The 17032-nt window shown below is 59.8% G+C and carries 16 protein-coding genes; 11 read left to right on the forward strand and 5 right to left on the reverse strand.

Annotated elements, in window-relative coordinates; genetic code table 11:
- The first annotated feature begins 329 nt into the window (after positions 1-329).
- Both AC1ME2_RS26955 and AC1ME2_RS26960 read left to right on the forward strand, forming a co-directional pair.
- Entirely contained in the window at positions 330-1520 is a 1191-nt protein-coding gene (locus AC1ME2_RS26955) for an NnrS family protein (protein ID WP_480438265.1), read from the forward strand.
- Positions 1521-1548: 28 nt separating this feature from the next.
- Positions 1549-1986, forward strand: a complete 438-nt coding sequence (locus AC1ME2_RS26960; RefSeq protein ID WP_480438267.1) for a CopD family copper resistance protein — start codon at positions 1549-1551, stop codon at positions 1984-1986.
- Positions 1987-2070: 84 nt separating this feature from the next.
- On the opposite strand, the gene ytfE is transcribed toward AC1ME2_RS26960, so the two are convergent.
- On the reverse strand, positions 2071-2745 hold the full coding sequence (gene ytfE, locus AC1ME2_RS26965; RefSeq protein ID WP_480438268.1) for an iron-sulfur cluster repair protein YtfE: 675 nt from the start codon (positions 2743-2745) through the stop codon (positions 2071-2073).
- 163 nt (positions 2746-2908) lie between these two features.
- On the opposite strand from ytfE, the gene norR reads away from it, so the two are divergent.
- From norR to ubiT, 7 genes are all read left to right on the forward strand, one after another.
- Positions 2909-4438, forward strand: coding sequence for a nitric oxide reductase transcriptional regulator NorR (gene norR, locus AC1ME2_RS26970; protein ID WP_480438270.1), 1530 nt, complete (start codon positions 2909-2911; stop codon positions 4436-4438).
- 99 nt (positions 4439-4537) lie between these two features.
- On the forward strand, positions 4538-5185 hold the full coding sequence (gene pdxH / locus AC1ME2_RS26975; protein ID WP_480438271.1) for a pyridoxamine 5'-phosphate oxidase: 648 nt from the start codon (positions 4538-4540) through the stop codon (positions 5183-5185).
- A gap of 726 nt (positions 5186-5911) precedes the next feature.
- Positions 5912-6466: a molybdenum cofactor biosynthesis protein B gene (moaB, locus tag AC1ME2_RS26980; protein ID WP_480438274.1), complete on the forward strand. Its 555-nt coding sequence runs from the start codon at positions 5912-5914 to the stop codon at positions 6464-6466.
- Positions 6463-7698 carry a molybdopterin molybdotransferase MoeA gene (locus AC1ME2_RS26985; RefSeq protein WP_480438275.1) on the forward strand — a complete coding sequence of 412 codons (1236 nt, stop codon included), beginning with the start codon at positions 6463-6465 and terminating at the stop codon, positions 7696-7698. Before moaB ends, AC1ME2_RS26985 begins: the two co-directional genes overlap by 4 nt.
- A gap of 120 nt (positions 7699-7818) precedes the next feature.
- Entirely contained in the window at positions 7819-8814 is a 996-nt protein-coding gene (gene ubiU, locus AC1ME2_RS26990; RefSeq protein ID WP_219060025.1) for a ubiquinone anaerobic biosynthesis protein UbiU, read from the forward strand.
- Positions 8815-8824: 10 nt separating this feature from the next.
- A complete protein-coding gene (locus tag AC1ME2_RS26995; protein WP_480438276.1) occupies positions 8825-9715 on the forward strand; it encodes a U32 family peptidase in 891 nt (296 codons plus the stop codon).
- The gene (ubiT, locus tag AC1ME2_RS27000) at positions 9709-10182 is read left to right on the forward strand and encodes a ubiquinone anaerobic biosynthesis accessory factor UbiT (RefSeq protein WP_480438277.1); all 474 of its coding nucleotides are present in this window, start codon (positions 9709-9711) and stop codon (positions 10180-10182) included. Before AC1ME2_RS26995 ends, ubiT begins: the two co-directional genes overlap by 7 nt.
- 96 nt (positions 10183-10278) lie before the next feature.
- On the opposite strand, the gene AC1ME2_RS27005 is transcribed toward ubiT, so the two are convergent.
- From AC1ME2_RS27005 to AC1ME2_RS27020, 4 genes are all read right to left on the reverse strand, one after another.
- Positions 10279-10689, reverse strand: a complete 411-nt coding sequence (locus AC1ME2_RS27005) for a putative zinc-binding protein (protein ID WP_480438278.1) — start codon at positions 10687-10689, stop codon at positions 10279-10281.
- Between the two features lie 81 nt (positions 10690-10770).
- Complete coding sequence (locus AC1ME2_RS27010) at positions 10771-11448, reverse strand: Crp/Fnr family transcriptional regulator (RefSeq protein WP_480438279.1); 678 nt, start codon at positions 11446-11448, stop codon at positions 10771-10773.
- Positions 11449-11536: 88 nt separating this feature from the next.
- Positions 11537-12184, reverse strand: coding sequence for a two-component system response regulator NarL (gene narL, locus AC1ME2_RS27015; protein ID WP_480438281.1), 648 nt, complete (start codon positions 12182-12184; stop codon positions 11537-11539).
- A complete protein-coding gene (locus AC1ME2_RS27020; protein WP_480438282.1) occupies positions 12181-13983 on the reverse strand; it encodes a HAMP domain-containing protein in 1803 nt (600 codons plus the stop codon). The genes narL and AC1ME2_RS27020 overlap by 4 nt, the downstream gene beginning before the upstream one ends.
- 314 nt (positions 13984-14297) lie before the next feature.
- Between AC1ME2_RS27020 and AC1ME2_RS27025 the strand changes: the two genes are divergently transcribed.
- Both AC1ME2_RS27025 and AC1ME2_RS27030 read left to right on the forward strand, forming a co-directional pair.
- Positions 14298-15602 carry an MFS transporter gene (locus AC1ME2_RS27025; RefSeq protein WP_480438283.1) on the forward strand — a complete coding sequence of 435 codons (1305 nt, stop codon included), beginning with the start codon at positions 14298-14300 and terminating at the stop codon, positions 15600-15602.
- A complete protein-coding gene (locus AC1ME2_RS27030) occupies positions 15580-16977 on the forward strand; it encodes a NarK family nitrate/nitrite MFS transporter (RefSeq protein WP_480438285.1) in 1398 nt (465 codons plus the stop codon). The genes AC1ME2_RS27025 and AC1ME2_RS27030 overlap by 23 nt, the downstream gene beginning before the upstream one ends.
- Positions 16978-17032: the final 55 nt, after the last annotated feature.

Below are 17032 nucleotides of genomic sequence, written 5' to 3' on the forward strand. Positions count from 1 at the left end.
TGAGCAAGACCCGGGCCATGCCGGGAGGCCCTTGTTTCTTGGGTGTGTCAGAGGTTGGGGTTAAAAAGACCATGATATTTAGGGTTAAAAAGACCGATAAAGGGTCATTTATACCCTGGTTGAATGGCTTGGGATGGGTGGATCAATCAGATCGCCGCCGTCGTTGCTGCTCCTGCAGTGGTCGGTACATTCGTTGCATTGGTAAACACCCATCCATAGGCGCGAGTCGTTCGACGACGAGCTTGATCTGTGACACATGCAATTTATCGGTAATACCCGATGATCGAGCTGGGATTTACCCGCCAGCAGTAAGGTAAAGGAGTGGCTTTATGCAAGTGCTTGACCGCCGCAAAGCGATGGCGATTGCGCCGCTGTTACGTCTGGCCTTCAGGCCATTGTTCCTCGCGGGCTGCCTCTTGGCGTTGCTGGCCATACCGCTCTGGCTGGCAGCCTTCAGTGGTGCGATTTCCGGCTGGCAGCCGGCAGGCGGTTGGCTGGCCTGGCATCGGCATGAGCTGCTGTTTGGCTTTGCCTTGGCGATTATTGCAGGCTTTCTGCTGACGGCGGTTCAGACCTGGACCAGTCGTCCCGGTATCAGCGGCAGGCCGCTGGCGGCTCTGGCGCTGCTGTGGTTGTTTGCGCGAGTGGCCTGGCTGGCGAATGTACCGTGGCCATTGCTCGCGGTCCTGGAGTTGGCTTTCCCGTTGGCGGTGGCGGCACTGATGGGCTTCACCCTATGGAAGGTGCGGCAGAAACGTAACTACCCGATTGTGTTGGTACTGGTGTTGTTGACCGTGGCCGACGGGTTGTCCATGTATGGCCTGTTAGAAGGCCATGAAGGCTGGCAGCGTCAAGGCGTGCTGACGGGCATCTGGCTGGTGGCGGCGATGATGGGTTTGATCGGCGGACGGATCATTCCGTTTTTCACTCAACGCGGCCTCGGTCGGGTGGATGGGGTTACCGCCTGGCCCTGGCTGGATCGGTTGCTGTTGATTGGCTCGCCGCTGGTGGCGCTGTTGTATGTTGCAGGACCTGCGCTTAACCCCAACGTCTGGGTCGGACTGTTATTTGCGGTGCTGGCGGCAGGGCATCTGCTGCGTCTGGTTCGCTGGCATGATCGGGCGCTCTGGCGCGTGCCGTTGCTGTGGTCGCTGCACCTGGCCTATGGCTGGCTGGCCGTGGCGTGCCTGGGTATGGCGCTGTGGCATTTCGGTGTCCCGGTGAACCCGAGTCTGGCGGTGCATTGCTTGACGATAGGCGCCATAGGCGGCTTGATTCTGGCGATGATCGCGCGGGTCAGTCTGGGGCATACCGGCCGTGCGCTGGAACCACCCACGGGCATGACTTTGGCGTTCATTTTGCTGAACTTGGCATGCCTGAGTCGGGTCGTGCTGGTTTTGTTCTTTCCCTTGAGTGCGTTGTGGCTGGCGGGTATGTGCTGGGCATTGGCGTTTGCGCTGTACGCCTGGCGCTATGGGCCGATGCTGCTGCAGGCCCGGGTTGACGGCCATCCAGGATGAGCACGCGAATTGACGGAGGCTACCGCTGATGTATCCCTTTTTACTGGTCACTCACTTGCTGGCGGCCATCGCCTTTATCGGCACGCTGTTTTTCGAGGTATTCATCTGGCACTCCGCCCGCCAACAGTTGGTGAGCGGTGCGCAATTGACGGCGGATCAGGCGATTGCGGTGCGCTCGCGCAAGGTGCTGCATGGCGTGGTGTTGCTACTGTATGGCGCCGGTATTGCGCTGGCATGGCAGCACCGCAGTGTATTGAGTCAGCCGTTGGCCAGCAGTTTTGGCACGTTGTTGAGCCTGAAAATCGTTCTGGCCTTGAGCATCATCGGGCATTACTTGCTGCTGGCGTATTGGCTGAAAATCGGGCGGCTGACTTCTATCCGGGCCATCTGGATTCGTCGCAGCATCCTCGGACACATGCTGTTGATCGTGATTCTGGCCAAGGCCATGTTCTATTGGCACGGTTGATCACCTCATCATAGCTTTATCCAGGCCAGGAAAAACCCGCGTCAACCGGTTGGCTGGCGCGGGTTTTGTAGTGCAGGCAAACACTCAATGGCGAGGGGTCAGGGCCTTGACGAACAGCACGTTGTTTTCCAGATGGATGTGCTGCATCAAGTCGTCTCGAAATTCCAGCAACCCGCGATAGAGGGCGCGCCAAGTGTTGCAGGCATCGGCAGGCGGGGTGATGTTGTCGGTCAGGGCGAGCATTTTTTCCAGCGCTTCACCATGTTGATCATGTTCAAACCGCAGCACCTGGATCGGTGGTGCGGCCTGGGGGCCCATTCCCTGTTGCAGCATCGGGAAGAGCACTTGTTCTTCCTTGAGCATGTGGCCTTCGAGTTCTTGCTGCATGTCCCGCAGGTGATCGGCCAGGCCGTTGGGGCAGTTGCTGCGCGCACCATGGACCTGCTCGACGCGGCGGGCCAGGCGGATCAGCTCAGGCAGTTGCTCGCGGTGGCGGGCGTGGTAGCGCGCCAGGATATGGGTGATCAACAGTTCCTCGGGTTCGTTGCGCCAATCGTGCTGGGTTTCACCGGCGTCTTGCAAGGCGTGGAGCGCGTCGGCAATCAGCACGGGATCGAGGCCTTTGCCGAGGGCGGCTTCACGCAGGCTTTTCTGCCCGCCGCAACAGAAGTCCAGATTGAAAGCGTGAAAAGTCCGGGTGGCGCCGGGAATGTCGCAGGCCAGTTGGCCGAGACTTTGGTCCAGAAGGGTCAGGCTCATGGGGGTTCCTTTTAGGTTCACAGGTCCTAGGTCCTAGGTCCTAGCCCTATTGCATCCTGCATGCCATGTCCAACCTATTGAAAATGTTAGATTAATTTTTTATTGTGGTGATAAATACCCTGACCGTTTAGGGTGAATAAAACCATAGAGGGTGATTACTACCATGCTGCGTGAAAGCCTGGCTGCTGACTTGATCGTCGAGCTACCGAATGCCGTGCGTTTGCAACGGCTTGTCCAGACCCTGCGCGAATACTTCAACAGTGGCGCCGTGGGGTTGCTGCGTCTGGATGACGACAGCCTGAGACCAGTGGCGACGGTGGGACTTGTTCACGAAGCGCTGGGGCGACGGTTTGTCATCGCCCAGCATCCTCGACTGGCGGCAATCATGGCGTCGCGCGAGCCGACCTGGTTCGAGCCTGACAGTCGCCTGCCGGACCCCTATGACGGCTTGCTCGACGGCCATGTTGGTGAACCGCTGCCGGTGCATGACTGCATGGGCGTGAGCCTGTATGTGGAGGGGCGGATCTGGGGCGCGATCACCCTCGACGCACTGCATGCAGGTACTTTCGACAGCCACGCGCGGGAGGAGCTCAAGCGTTGTACCTTGCAGATCGAGGCCGCCGTGCGGGTAACCCGGCTCGAACAGGAAAACCGCAGCTTGCGCTTGTCGCGCAGTGATCTTCAGGACGTACGCATGCCGGCCGAAGAAGGCGAGATTCTGGGGCAGAGCGAGGTGCTGCGTCAGTTGCTCAATGAGCTGGAGCTGCTGGCCGATTCCGAGCTGCCGGTATTGCTGTTGGGTGAGACCGGGGTCGGCAAAGAGCTGTTCGCCCGGCGTTTGCACCGTCTTTCACGTCGGCGTAACAAGCCTCTGGTGCATGTCAATTGTGCCGCCTTGCCAGAATCGCTGGCGGAGAGCGAGTTGTTCGGACACGTCAAAGGGGCATTTTCCGGGGCGACCAGCGATCGTGCCGGGCGTTTCGATGCGGCCAACGGCGGCACGCTGTTTCTCGACGAGGTCGGGGAATTGCCGTTGAGCGTACAGGCCAAATTGCTGCGCACTCTGCAAAACGGCGAGATCCAGCGCCTCGGCGCCGACAAGCCGCTGCATGTCGATGTGCGGATCATCGCTGCGACTAACCGACACTTGCCGGACAGCATCCGCGACGGCTTGTTTCGTGCCGATCTGTATCACCGTCTCTCGGTGTATCCGGTACCGATTCCCGCCTTGCGCGAACGCGGTAGTGATGTGTTGATGCTGGCCGGGCATTTCCTTGAACTCAATCGGGCGCGGCTTGGCCTGCGCGGTTTGCGTCTGTCGCCGGCGGCCGAGCGATCACTGCTGGGCTATGCCTGGCCAGGCAATGTACGTGAACTGGAACATGTGATCAGTCGAGCCGCGTTGAAGCAGCTTAGCCGCGGTACCAGCCGCAACCTGATCATGACCCTGGAGCCCGAGATACTGGATCTCGACAGCGCGATGGGTTCGCCGGGTTCGGTTGCCGAGTTGCCGCTGGACGCTGCGTCTGACTTGCCGTTCCAGCCCTTGGGTGAAGCCGTCGACGATTACCAGCGGCAAAAAATTCTCCACGCGCTGAGTCTTTCCGGGGAGAACTGGGCCAGTGCCGCACGGCTTTTGGAGGTCGACCCCAGCAACCTGCATAAACTGGCCCGGCGTCTGCGGCTCAAGTAAGGGAGGACGGTGCATCATTAATGCTCAGTGTTGATGGCGGTCAAGGTGGTGTCGCGCTGTGCCTCGCACACTGGGCAGAACCTTATGGAGATCACCGTCATGCCCCTTTCCCTGGCTGAAATGCGCCGCAACTACACCCGTGATGGCCTGCAAGACGATCTGGTGATGGACGATCCTCTGGCCTTGTTCCGACAGTGGATGCAACAAGCCCGCGAGACCGAGAGCGGGCCCGTCGAGGCCAATAGCATGGCCTTGGCGACGGTCGACAGCGAGGGGAGGCCACATTGCCGGATCTTGCTGCTCAAGGGGTTCAGTGACGAAGGCTTCACGTTTTTCGGCAATTACCAGAGTGACAAGGGGCTGCAGCTGGCGGGTAATCCCTATGCTGCCATGACCTTTTTCTGGCCCGGTCTGGAACGTCAGGTTCGTATTGAAGGCGAGGTGTCCAGGCTCGACCCACGGCTCTCGGATGCTTACTTCGACGCCCGTCCACTGGCCAGTCGCCTGGGTGCCTGGGCGTCACCGCAAAGTCGTCCGTTGGAAAACCGGGCAGCGCTCGAGTCGCTACTGGCTGAAACCGAGCAGCGATTTACTGGCCAGCCCCTGCCACGACCCGAACATTGGGGCGGCTATTGCCTGCATCCTGCGCGGCTGGAGTTCTGGCAGGGGCGTGCCGATCGATTGCATGATCGTCTCGATTACCGCTTGCAGAAGGGCGTGTGGCAACGAAATCGTTTGGCGCCTTGAGCGACTATTGCGCAGAACATATGGCAATGGGGATTCAGTGTGGGAGCTGGCTTGCCCGCGAATACGTCATCTCAGTCGATACATGTGCTAAGGCGAACATTGCCTTCGCGGGCAAGCCCGCTCTCATCAAACTGCTTTTTAATCCTTTAAAAACAATGTGTTGGCATTGGTCATGATGTGTACATCCGGCATTGGCGTGTGCTGGAATTACGGTTCTGCTCTTACAGCGTGTCACCTTTTACAAACGCCGGAATGCCGGACCACAAAAAGGTAACCGAATGCTTGCCCCTCCATACGGATCCTCGCCTAGGCTCGGACTTCCCTCGCTCCGGCGTTGCTCCGGGGTCGCCGCAAGGGGCCATCCATGGCCCCGTGCGGCTAACTCGGCGTCCTGCCTCGTTACCCCCTGCGCAACGCCTGCGCTCGGCCTCCTGGAAAAGGGGCCTTGCCGTAATTCGAGAGTCAATTCACTTAAAAACCAAAGGCAAATCAAGACCCCGGTGGGAGCGAATTTATTCGCGAAGGCGTCTTATCGGACACACCGCCGCCGATCACAGTACACAAATCACAACCCCGTTTGCTGCGCGACAGCGCAGCGTCGAAGACGCGGCGAGGCCTCCCACAGGTATGTGCTTGCCTCCGTCGAGGTACCTCCTTGGAGGAATAGGCTCGGTCGGGATTCCGGTTCAGGCTGGGCCATACCCTCATCTACGGGAAGGCTTGGATATGGCCCATCTGGCGCAACGCACGTTTCAACCGCTGAACATTGCCGTGCTGACCATCAGCGATACGCGCACTTTCGATACCGACACCTCGGGACAGACACTGACGGATTTGCTGCAAACGGCCGGGCATGTTTTGATCGATCGTGATCTGGTCAAGGACGACATTTATCAGATCCGCGCAAAACTCTCCCACTGGATCGCCGACCCAAAAGTACAAGTAGTACTGATGACCGGCGGCACCGGGTTCACCCCTCGAGACAACACGCCGCAAGCGGTCCTGCCCTTGCTGGACAAGCATGTGGAAGGCTTCGGCGAATTGTTCCGTCAGGTGTCGCTGGCGGAAATCGGCATGTCCAGTTTGCAGTCACGGGCATTGGCCGGGATGAGCAACGGGGTGCTGGTGTGCTGCGTACCAGGTTCACCGGGCGCATGCCGAACTGCCTGGAACATGATCTTGCTCGAACAACTGGACAGTCGCACCGGCCCATGCAATTTCGCTCCGCATTTGAAGCCGCAGGCGCAGCAGGTCATTGACGCCTGTGAGGCACGTTCATGACCGGCCCAGTGTGTGACAGCGGCAACCTGATGCCCGTGGACGAGGCCATCACCCGGCTGTTGAAGCAGGTACCACCGCCACCACCGGTGCAAAAAATCCCGTTGGAGCAAGCCTTGGGACGGGTGCTGGCAGGTGACATCCAATCCCCGATGAACCTGCCGGCCTGGGACAACAGTGCCATGGACGGCTACGCCCTCAGGGCTGCTGATCTGCCCTTGGCGGGCGGTTATCTGTCTGTGGTTGGGCGGATTGCCGCGGGGGCCAGCGACAGCTCGCCCTTGTTGCCGCAGCAGGTGGTGCGGATCTTTACCGGCGCGCCGCTGCCACCAGGCGCCGATACCGTGGTGCCACAAGAGCGTTGCCGGGTCGAGGGCGAGCACGTCTGGTGCCCGTCGGTAAGCGTTGGCGAGCATGTGCGCAAGGAGGGCGAGGAGGTACGCCAGGGGCATCTGCTGCTCAAGTCGGGCAAGCGCTTGCGCGCGCAAGAACTGGGGCTTCTGGCGGGTGCAGGAATCGCGCAGGTCGAGGTCTACCGACCGTTGCAGGTGTGCCTGCTCAGCAGCGGTGATGAGTTGCGTGAGCCGGGCGAGTCGTTGGCGCCGGGGCAGATATACAACAGCAATCGTTATTGCCTCGCCGCGTTGTTGCGCGGTTGGGGTATGGAGGTGCATGACTATGGCGTCATGGTCGATGAGTTGGCGGCCAGCCAGCATGCCTTGAGCCTGGCTTCTTCGGAATGCGACCTGCTACTGACCTCTGGCGGCGTATCGGTGGGCGAGGAAGACCATCTTAAGCAGGCGATCGAAGCGCTGGGCAGTGTTGATTTTTGGCGACTGGCAATCCAGCCGGGTAAACCGCTGGCGTTTGGCGACGTGGCTGGCAAACCCTGGATCGGGATGCCGGGCAATCCATCGGCGGCGCTGATTACCGCGTTGGTGGTCGTGCGTCCGTTTTTGCTCAGGGCACAGGGGGTAACTGACGTGGTGCCCGTGCCACTGGCCGTGCCGGCCGGGTTCGATTGGCTGCAGCGCAACAAACGCCGGCAGTACCTGCGGGCAAGGTTGACCCCTGGCGCCGATGGGCAAGTGAGCGTGGCGCTGCACCCTCAGCAAAGCTCGGCCATGTTGAGCGCCGCCTGCTGGGCCGACGGCCTTGCCGTGATCGAGTGCGGGCAGCAGGTCCTCAAACACGACAACGTCATGTTCCTGTCCTTTGCCGACCTGATGCATTGATGGCAATTGATCACCGTCAAGGCCCTGCCTGCCGGTCCCGCTAGACTGACAGCGCATTTTCGATCCTGTGCGACAGGTATCAGCCGAGGGTCGAGACGAGTTCTTTCATGAGGATTACCCATGCAACTGGTCTGCCCGGCAGGGAACCTGCCTGCGCTTAAAGCGGCAGTGCGCCAAGGCGCCGATGCCGTCTACGTCGGTTTTCGTGATGACACCAATGCCCGGCATTTCGCCGGGTTGAATATGGACGACAAACAGTTCGACGCAGCAGTCGCGTTCATTCGCCAACATCAACGCAAGCTCTATGTCGCGGTCAACACCTACCCTCAACCCAAGGGCTGGGAACGCTGGCAGCGGGCGGTGGATCGCGCCGCCGACTTCGGCGTGGATGCGCTGATCGCCGCCGACCCAGGGGTGCTCAACTATGCCAGTCAGCGTCACCCGCAACTGGCGTTGCACTTGTCTGTCCAGGGTTCAGCAACCCATGCCGCGGCGCTGACGTTCTATGCGCAGCGCTACGGTATTCGCCGCGCCGTCCTGCCTAGGGTGCTGTCGTTGACGCAAGTGCGCCAGGTCGCCGCCAGCAGCCCGGTGCCCATTGAGGTCTTCGGCTTCGGCAGCTTGTGCATCATGGCCGAAGGGCGTTGCCACCTTTCCTCCTACGTCACGGGCGAATCGCCGAACCTGTGTGGCGTCTGTTCGCCGGCCAAGGCCGTACGCTGGAGCGAAGACGCCCAAGGCCTGAGCGCACGCCTCAGTGAAGTCCTGATCGATCGCTACACCCCTGACGAGCCCGCCGGCTATCCGACCTTGTGCAAAGGTCGTTTTCTGGTGGGAGGCAAGCGCTTTCATGCACTGGAGGAACCGACCAGCCTCGACACCCTGGATCTGCTGCCGGAACTGGCAGCTATCGGCGTCGAAGCGGTAAAAATCGAGGGCCGCCAACGCAGCCCTGCCTATGTGGAACAAGTCACCCGCGTCTGGCGCGCCGCGCTGGATGCCCATCGCGGCTCGCCCGGCAGCTTTCGGGTCAAGGATGAATGGCGTCAGGTGCTGGCCGGTTTGTCTGAAGGCAGCCAGACCACATTAGGTGCCTATCATCGATCATGGCAATGAGGGACTGGACATGAAGCTCAGCTTGGGACCGGTCCTGTTTTATTGGGACAAAGAGCAACTCAGTAATTTTTACGCCGAGATGTCGGCCTTGCCTCTGGATGTGATTTATCTGGGGGAAACCGTGTGTTCGAAACGTCGGGCATTTTCATTGGATCAATGGCTGGGCCTGGGGCGTGAGTTGCACGAGTGCAGTCAGGCGCAGATGGTGCTTTCCAGCCTGACGCTGATCGAAGCAGCGTCCGAACTCTCCAGCCTGCGCCGCCTCTGCGACAACGGCCAATTACTGGTGGAAGCCAACGACATGGGGGCGGTGCAGTTTTTGGCCGAGCGCAAGCTGCCCTTTGTCGGTGGCCCGGCGCTCAATCTGTACAACGGCCATGCACTGACGCAACTGCTGGACTGCGGAATGACCCGCTGGGTGCCACCGGTGGAATGTTCGGCGGCACTGATTGGTGATGTGATCGAACAGGTGCGCGAGCTGGGCCGTGAGGTGCCGGAAGTTGAAATCTTTGCCTATGGGCATTTGCCCCTGGCCTATTCCGCGCGCTGCTTTACCGCCAGGGCGGAAAACCGACCCAAGGACGACTGCCAGTTTTGCTGCATCAACTACCCCGACGGCCTGGCCTTGACCAGTCAGGAAGGCCAGCCGTTGTTCACCCTCAACGGCATTCAAACGATGTCGGCCGACGTAACCAATCTGCTGGCTGATTATTCTGGACTGGTAGCCTGCGGTGCTGATCTGTTGCGCCTGAGCCCGCGCGCCCAGGGCATGGCTGAAGTGGTTGCGGCGTATCAACGAGTCCGCCTGGGGGAGGCGCCGCCGTTGTTCGTCGAAGGCTGCAATGGTTATTGGCATGGCCAGGCCGGCATGTTGCGCGTCGAGGAGATAGGCCTGTGTTGAACCGAAAAAAATGGTTGTTGAAAGGTGCCGACCGGTTGTTGCCGCTGGTGCGCCGGGTGCCTTTTGCCGTGCAGCGGTTGGCGTTGCAGCAAGTGCTCAATCGCTGCCTCGCCGAGCCGCTGCGCGACGGCGGGTTTGAGCTGTTGCGCGGTCGCTGGCTGTGCCTGCGGATCCCTGATCTGGGCTTGTCCTGGTATCTGAGCCTGGGCCGTGAGGGATTGCAGATTGCCGAGCACGCTCAGGCACACGTGACCATCAGCGGCAACTGGCGGGAGTTTTTACTCCTGGCCAGTCGTCAGGAAGACCCGGACACGCTGTTTTTTCGCCGAAGGTTGGTCATCGAGGGTGATACCGAACTGGGGCTGGCGCTGAAGAACCTGATCGACAGCCTCGACCCCGACGTATTGCCTGTTTGGTTGTGGCGCAATCTGGAACGGGCAGGGAAGGGGTTGGCTGGCGCACTGTAGGAGCAACTGTCTTCACGCCTCCAATTTCGTCGCCCCGGCAAAAAGTAAGCAAAAGGCTTCGCCCCGCCCCTTCGGCCTGCCGAAGGGGCGGGCTGATCAAAAGCAGGGCGAGGCGGCTACGATTATCCGGGTTTTCGCCTCAAGATCCTCCCCGACGATCAACCGTTTAACCTCCTCGAATAGCTCATCACTCTGCTCCTCAGTGCAGTCCTCGCCATAGCGTTTGCGTAGGCCGTGCTGGCTGAGGATCAGGTGCACATCGGCGTGCAGGCCGTGCTGGTTCAGGCAGGCTTCGACGCATTGCAGCGGGCAGCCGTCCAGCGCGAGGATCGGCCGTCCCGAGCGCGCTTTGTTGACCAGCGGCGCGACATGCCCGCCGACACCGACGATGCAGGACATTTCGGCCAGGCCTGCGCGATCCAGGCGCAAGGCCAGGGTGTTGGCCAGTTGCGCGACATTCGAACAGCCGGAGCACGAGTAGACCAACGGCAGGGTTGAATCGGGCATGAGGGTTCCCCAGTGATGGACTCTGCCAGTGTGCAAGGCTGACAGCATTGTGCCTTGACCATGGTCAAATCCGGGGGGCTGCTACTGTTGGTAAGCGGCCAGATCCTCTTCGGCGAGGATTCGGATATTGCGGCGCTCCATGGCGATCAGGCCGCTCTCGACCAAGCGATGCAAAATGCGCGAGAAGGTTTCTGGCTGGATGCCCAGTTTCGAGGCCACCAGACGCTTGGACACCTGCAAGACGATTTGGCCATTGACCGGGTCCCGTTCCTGGAACAGGAAGTTGATGACCCGTCGGCTGGCGTTGGCGAGGGTCAGGGTGTCAATGTCCTTGAGGCGCTGGTGCAGGTGAATGCTCATGCTCGCCAGGATCGCCAGGCAGATCTTCGGCTGATCTTCCAGGGCGTTGCGGTAATGGCTGCCTTCGATGCTGACCAGCACGCAGTCCTTCAGTGCCGTGGCACTCACCGGGTAGAGTCTGGCCTGGCTGAACAGCAGGGCTTCGGCGAAGGTTTGCCCGGCGTGAATGATCTCCACCAGATTTTCCTGACCTTCCCCCGTGACCCTGTGCAGCTTGATCTGACCGCTGACCAGCAAGAAAAAACGCTTGGCCGGATCGCCTTGATGCATAAGTGTGGCGTGACAGCCCAAGTGTTTGAGATTGGCCAGATTGCAGACGTCCTGGAAGACCTTTTCCGGCAATTGGCTGAACAGGTGGTGACGGCGCAACGTTAAAACGATTGAAGGGTGGGTCAGCATGGCGTACCTCCGCTGACGGTCATGGTAGGGCTCGCGGACCCTGTGGCCTATGCCTCCGCAGGTCTACCTCCAAAGAGGGATGTCCCCGTCAGTTGGTGCTGCGCAGATGCTCCATGGCCCACACGGCCGCCTCTACCCGCGAGCGCAAGCCGAGCTTGTGCAGCAGGTTTTTGACGTGAACCTTGACCGTACCTTCGGTGATGCCCAGCTTGTGCCCGATGACCTTGTTGCTAAAACCGCTGGCAATGGTTTTCAGCACTTGGCGCTCGCGTTCGGTCAGTTCCACCACGGCCTGGCGTGGCGGCGAACGCAACGCCTGGGCCATGACCCGAGTCAGGCCGGGGCTGATGACCAGTGCGCCGTTCAATGCATCACGAATGTATTGAACCAACAGTTCGGGCTCCATGTCCTTGAGCAGATAGCCATCGGCATCCAGGCGCAGCGCGTCACGAATATCGTCTTCGGCGTCCGATACGGTGAACAGCAGCACCTTTCCGGTGTAGTGCATGGCCCGCAACCGCCTCAGGGTTTCAATGCCATTCATCTGCGGCATGTTGTTATCGAGCAACACCAGATCCGGTTGCAGCGGTTCGATGAGACCGAGCGCTTCTTCGCCGTGGTTGGCTTCGCCGACGATGTTGAAATCATCTTCCAACTCAAGCATTTGGCGGATGCCATGACGCATCATCGGATGGTCGTCTACCAGCAGGATTCGGTGTCGCAGGGGCGGATTCATGAAACGCTACCTTCTGTTTGTTGCCCGAGAAACTCCGGTTGGAATTCCAGTTGGACGAGGGTGCCTTGCGGCACCCGGGAACATATCTGCAGGTGGCCGTGCAAGCTGCGGGCGCGCTCCTCCATGATGGTCAGGCCGTGGTGTTCACGCTTGTCAGTATTGCCGCTGAAGCCACGACCGTCGTCTTCGACCGAGAGCCTGACGGTTTCGCCGTCCTGACGCAGTTGCAGCCAGGCGTTTTGCGCATGGGCGTGGCGCGAGCAGTTTGACAGCGCTTCGCGAGTGATTTGCAGAATGTGGATTTGCTCACTGGCCGACAGTTGAAAGGCCAGCGTATCAACGTGCAGGTGCACCAGGAAATCCCCACGGCGAGAGAACTCCTGGGCGGTGTCCTTGAGTTCCTGCACCAGCCCTTCGTCGTGGATCTGCAAGCGAAAGGTGGTCAGCAGTTCGCGTAACTGACGGTAGGCATTGTTCAGCCCCTCACGCAGTTCGGCGGTGACGGTTTCCAGGGTTTCAACCGGTTCGCCACGACGCATCAGGGTTTGCATGCGGCTGACTTGCAGCTTCATGTACGACAGCGCCTGGGCCAGTGAATCGTGTAGCTCGCGGGCGATGATGGTGCGCTCTTCGAGCAGCAGCAGGCGATGATCCTGTTCTCGTTGGCGCTTGAGCGAGAGCGAGGTGCCGATCAGGTTGGCCAGTGCCTGGATCAGTTGGGACTCCCAGCCCTGTGCCCGATGCCTGTCGTCAAAATGCGCCTTGAGCTCACCCAGTTCGTTGCCCTGGTTGCTGATGCTGAAGGTTTGTGGACTGGATTTAGTGTGTTTCTGGCAGGTGGCGCATTCACTGCTGGCACAGACTTCCCGGTGGTTTTCGCCATCCAGGGCGAGCATGTGCGAGGCGGGTGCGTGCACAGCACCACGCAGGCACAGCGATAGACGCAAGCCGGGCAGGCGCTGCTGGAAGCGCCGGATCAACTCATCCAGCCCTTCGGCATTGGCCAGACGCGTGGCTAGGCTGCGGCTGCTTTGATACAGCAACTCCAGGGCGGCATTGGCTTGTTGCAGGTTCAGGGTTTTTTGCTGGACCTGACTTTCCAGGGTGCGGTGCGACTCTTCTATCGCCTCGGCCATGGCGTTGAAGCTCATGGCCAACTGCCCGAGTTCATCTTGTGACTGATGGTTGACCCGGACCTTGAAGTCTCCATCGCGAAAGCGCCGGTTAGCGCCCACCAACTCTTGCAAGGGTGTGACCACGCTGTACTGCAGCTCGTACAGACCAATCAGCAGAATGATGATGGTGGTGAACAAGGCCATGCCCTGGATCGCTTGCTGCCAGCCTTGTTTATGTTCGCTTTGTTGCTGCAACAGGCTGACGAACTGGTTCAGTTGTTCAACGAAAGATAGGGAGTTGGCCTGGAAAAATGCAGCGTCGCCGCGCTCCAGCGCGGGGTACAAATCGGCGTTCCAGCGTTGCTGGATTTGTTGGTAGCTGGTGTGCAGAGCAGTCGGTGGACCATCTTCGAGCACAGCCTTGAGTGACTCGCTGTTCAGGCGTTGTTGCAGGCTCTCGGTGATGGTGGTGATCTCTTCGCCGGTTGCGCCTGCTGCCAGTTTCCAGCTCAAGTGATAGGTCTCCATGCGCACGGAGCCAGCGGTGTTGATGGCCGCCGCATCACCCTGGCTGAACCAGGCGATCAGCCCGGCGCTCAGGGAGCTGGCGAGGGCCAGGATGGCGATCAGAATCACCGCCAATCCAGCGCGAGCGGGCAGGGAGCTGCGCAACCAGCGCAGCATCAGCGCCGATCCAGAAATAAGGTGAAGAAACCTGGCATGTAGAACTCCACATTATGGCTGCGGGTGGTTTTGCAGCCGATCCCGGGTGCACTACCTCTAAAGAGTTGTCGGCCGCTCCCGGTCAGTCAGAACGTTGGCAGACGAAAGTAATGTATTGATAACTATAGGGTTTTATTTGTTTTTAGATCTACCTCCTTGGAGGTAGATCCCATCAGCATAGGCTGATACCGCCATGGACTTCGTTGACGTGGGTCAATTTTCCGCAGGGTGCGCCTCACTAGTCTCCAGCCATGGATAACTGACTGGAGAGCATTGTGACCCAACCGCGTGTGCAACAAGGGCTTGTGCTGGGTATGAGTACGCTGGCCTTCACCGTGTGTTTTATGGTCTGGATGATGTTTGCCGTGCTCGGCGTGCCGATCAAGGAGCTTCTCCAGCTCAACGAAACCCAATTCGGCCTGCTCGCCGCGACCCCGGTGCTGACCGGCTCGCTGGTACGTTTGCCGCTGGGCCTGCTGACCGACCGCTTTGGCGGGCGCAGCGTGTTCTTTCTACTGATGCTGGCTTGCGTGGCGCCGTTGTACCTGATCAGCCATGCCACCGCCTACTGGCAGTTCCTAGCGTTGGGCTTGTTCGTTGGCCTCGCAGGGGGCTCGTTTTCAGTGGGGATTGCCTACGTCGCCAAATGGTTCGACAAGGAGAACCAGGGCTTTGCCATGGGCATCTTCGGCGCCGGTAACGCCGGGGCTGCAGTGACCAAGTTTCTGGCCCCGGCGCTGATCGCTGCCGGCAGTTGGCAGTTAGTTCCGAAAGTCTACAGCGCAATCCTGTTCATCACTGCACTGCTGTTCTGGTTCTTGAGCGCAGAAAACAAAGACCATCGCTGCGCCACCGGTGCCAGCTTGCGTGAACAACTGAGCGCGTTGAAGGATCCGGCGGTGTGGCGTTATTGCCAGTACTACTCGATCGTTTTCGGCGGCTACGTCGGCCTCGCGCTGTGGATGACCAAATACTACGTGCAGGAATACGGTTTCAACCTGCAAAGCGCGGCCCTGCTGGCGGCCTGTTTTTCCCTGCCCGGCGGCGTACTGCGCGCTGTCGGCGGCTGGATGTCGGATCGCTGGGGGCCTCAAAGCGTCACCTGGTGGGTGTTGTGGGTCAGCTGGATCTGCCTGTTCCTGCTCTCGTATCCCCAGACCCAATTGCAGGTGCAGACCATCAACGGCCCGCTGAACGTTCATATCGGCTTGAGCCCCACGCTGTTCACCGTGCTGCTGTTCATCATGGGCACCGCTTTCGCCTTCGGCAAAGCTTCGGTTTTCAAATACATCGCCAATGACTACCCGAAAAACATGGGGGCGGTGTCCGGCATTGTCGGCCTGGCCGGTGGTTTGGGCGGTTTTGTGTTGCCGATTCTGTTCGGTGCGCTGGTGGACCTGACCGGCGTGCGCTCCTCCTGCTTCATGTTGATGTACGGCGTTGTCTGGGTCTCGCTCACCTGGATGTATTTCAGCGAAATCCGCAAGCGCCCGTGGCTCGGTAAGCAGCCGCCAGTGACCCCATTCCCGTTTTCCAGCATTGCCCAAGGAGAAGAACATGTCCGTTCTGCAAAAGCCTGACTCAGGCCCGGTCATTCATGACTGGCGCCCGGAAGACCCAGCGTTCTGGGGGCGTAGCGGCAAACAGACCGCCACGCGCAACCTGTGGATTTCCATTCCTGCGCTGCTGCTAGCCTTTGCCGTGTGGATGGTCTGGAGCACGGTGATCGTGCGCTTGAACGCCATCGGCTTCAGTTTCAGCACCGATCAGTTGTTCTGGCTGGCGGCCTTGCCTGGTCTGTCCGGCGCGACCTTGCGGGTCTTCTACTCCTTTATGGTGCCGATCTTCGGCGGCCGCCGCTGGACTGCCCTGAGCACTGCGTCGTTGTTGCTGCCATCGATCTGGATGGGCTTCGCCGTGCAGGACCCGAGCACCTCCTACAGCGTGTTTGTGCTGATTGCCTTACTTTGCGGTTTCGGTGGCGGCAACTTTGCGTCGAGCATGTCCAACATCAGCTTCTTCTATCCCAAGTCCCAGCAGGGCACGGCTTTGGGCCTCAACGCTGGGTTGGGCAATCTGGGCGTCTCGGTGATGCAGTTCTGTGTGCCGCTGGTGATTACCTTCGGTGTGTTCGGTTTCATGGGCGGATCACCGCAAGTACTGCCAGACGGTGGCCAGTTGTGGCTGCAGAATGCAGGGTTCGTCTGGGTGCCGTTTATTGTCGCGGTGACGCTGATTGCCTGGTTTGGCATGAATGATTTGTCCAGCGCCAGGGCTTCGTTCAGCGAACAGGCGGTGATCTTCAAGCGCAAGCACAACTGGCTGATGTGCTGGTTGTACCTGGCGACTTTCGGTTCGTTCATCGGTTTTTCCGCAGCCTTTCCGCTGTTGATAAAAACGTCCTTTCCGGATGTCATTGCCTTGAAATTCGCCTTCCTCGGCCCTCTGGTCGGTGCCTTGGTACGTCCATTGGGCGGCTGGCTGGCGGACAAGCTCGGCGGCGCGAAAGTGACCTTGTGGAACTTCGTCCTGATGATCGTCATGGTCTTCGGCGTACTTCACTTCCTACCGCAGCACGGTTCGGGCGGAAACTTCTACGGTTTCCTCGGTATGTTCATGCTGCTGTTCATCACCACCGGCGTGGGCAACGGCTCCACCTTCCGGATGATCCCGGTGATTTTCCGCACCCTTCATGAAAAGTTCTCCGCCGGGCAAGCGCCTGCCCTCCGCGAACAGGCGATGAAAAATGCCGGCAAGGAGTCGGCTGCAGTGCTCGGCTTCAGTTCGGCCATAGGTGCCTTCGGCGCGTTCTTCATTCCCAAATCCTTCGGCACTTCAATGGCCCTGACCGGCGGCCCGGAGATGGCCTTCTACATGTTCGTCGGCTTTTACCTGAGCTGCATTGTGGTGACCTGGTGGTGGTACGCGCGCAAGGGCGCCGTGACGCCCTGCTGATACGACCTTAATCCAACCATTGCGTGGGCGGGGCACAGACCCTGCTGCAAGCCTG

Source organism: Pseudomonas sp. ASL9 (assembly GCF_056680335.1).